The organism is Ornithinibacillus scapharcae TW25 (assembly GCF_000190475.1).
Classification (GTDB): domain Bacteria; phylum Bacillota; class Bacilli; order Bacillales; family Amphibacillaceae; genus Ornithinibacillus; species Ornithinibacillus scapharcae.
The window spans coordinates 1-1,528 of the sequence record NZ_AEWH01000067.1; the positions used below are offsets into that span (position 1 = coordinate 1).

At 38.7% G+C, this 1,528-nt stretch carries 1 protein-coding gene; it reads right to left on the bottom strand.

What is annotated here, in order from left to right:
- Positions 1–168: 168 nt before the first annotated feature.
- Positions 169–1,528, bottom strand: a 1,360-nt coding sequence (gene terL, locus G5W_RS0118305; protein WP_010098936.1) for a phage terminase large subunit, incomplete at its 5' end; no start/stop codon positions are given.

Here is a 1,528-nt window from a genome sequence, read left to right on the forward strand (position 1 = left end):
TAGCTTGGAAGTCTCTTGATAATAGTTGTTGACGAGATAACTCTTGCTCACTTGGTTTCTCTTTGTTCCTTGGTTTGTTACCTAGTCGATAGCCTACATACAATACAATTGACAGAACGACTAATAAGCCTATCCCTGCGAATAGACCGAGTAAAAATTCCATATTCATCACCAACTTGTAAATTCATTTATGTCAGGTTCTCCACCTGTCATTTCTTGTACTGACTTCTGATATCTCTCTTGTGGAGTTGGGTTATCTGGATCACTCGCTTTTTCCAACTCAGCATAATAGTAAATGAATCGATTCAATGCTTGAGACATAGCATCTACTTGGTCATCATGTTTACCTTTAGGGAAAGAAGCCGCTTCCTCTACAAAGTCATGTACCCATTCAGCTTCTTGCGGTAAATAAACATTACCCGATTCAATATATGCTGACACTGCGTTAACCCTAGCGACTTTACCACCTGCTGGATTAACAGGTATCACTCCACCTATTTCACGTCTTAGCATGCTAATAATAGCAGTACCATTAGCTTTATCTTCTATAAACTTACCAGTTATGTCTGGATGCTTCTTTAATAGGTTACGTATGGTTTGAATAGTGGCTATAAAGTTCATACGAGCAGTTACATTCTCAATCAAATACATGTTAGCACCATTCTTACCCCATACTTGAATACTTACATAGTCACTATCATCTTCATCCTTGAACGTGGCATCAACAGATAGTATCTTCATAGCCATAGGTGGTAGTGTGACGTAATACTTCCACCAATCACGCTTAAGTATGTTACCTTCTTGTGATGTTGGTCTACCTTGGTATAGTGAGTTGAAAGAAGAAGGATATCGTTTCCTCTCTTCAATAAACGAATGTCCATAACGTTCGGGCCATAACGGTTCACCAATAGCACGACCAAGTATATCGTTTTCCTCTGCTTCTAGTGGGAAGTTGTATACTTGCCAATCCAACGGTTTCCCATACTCAGGGTTCAACAGTCTTCCTTGTAAGTCATCTTCATGCCATCTTGTCAGAATAAGAATAACAATAGCACCTGGATGTAAACGTGAACTGAACGAGTCAATCCATTCATCCCATATCTTATCTCGGTGTGTTTCGGAGTCTGCTTCTTCACGGTTCTTAATAGGGTCATCAATAATCATGAGGTCTGCACCTTGTCCAGTTATACCAGATAGTACCCCTCTTGATATCATTCCACCTATGTTATTAGATAAGTTCCATTCGTCAGCTGCACTACTATCCTTTGACAATTCAATATCAAATAAATCCTTACCAAACTGTTTTACCTTCTCTTTGTTCTTCTTCCCAAACTTACGGGCAAATGTGTCATTGTAGGATATTTCAATTATTCTATCCTCTGGAAACTGTCCTAAATAGTAACTAGGTAATGTTTCGGTAATAGTCATTGACTTAGAATGTCGTGGGGGCATGTTCAAAGCTATATATTGATTCTCTGTAGGTATAACACCTTCACGCATTTGTTTTTTCTTATCAATGTGTGTACGT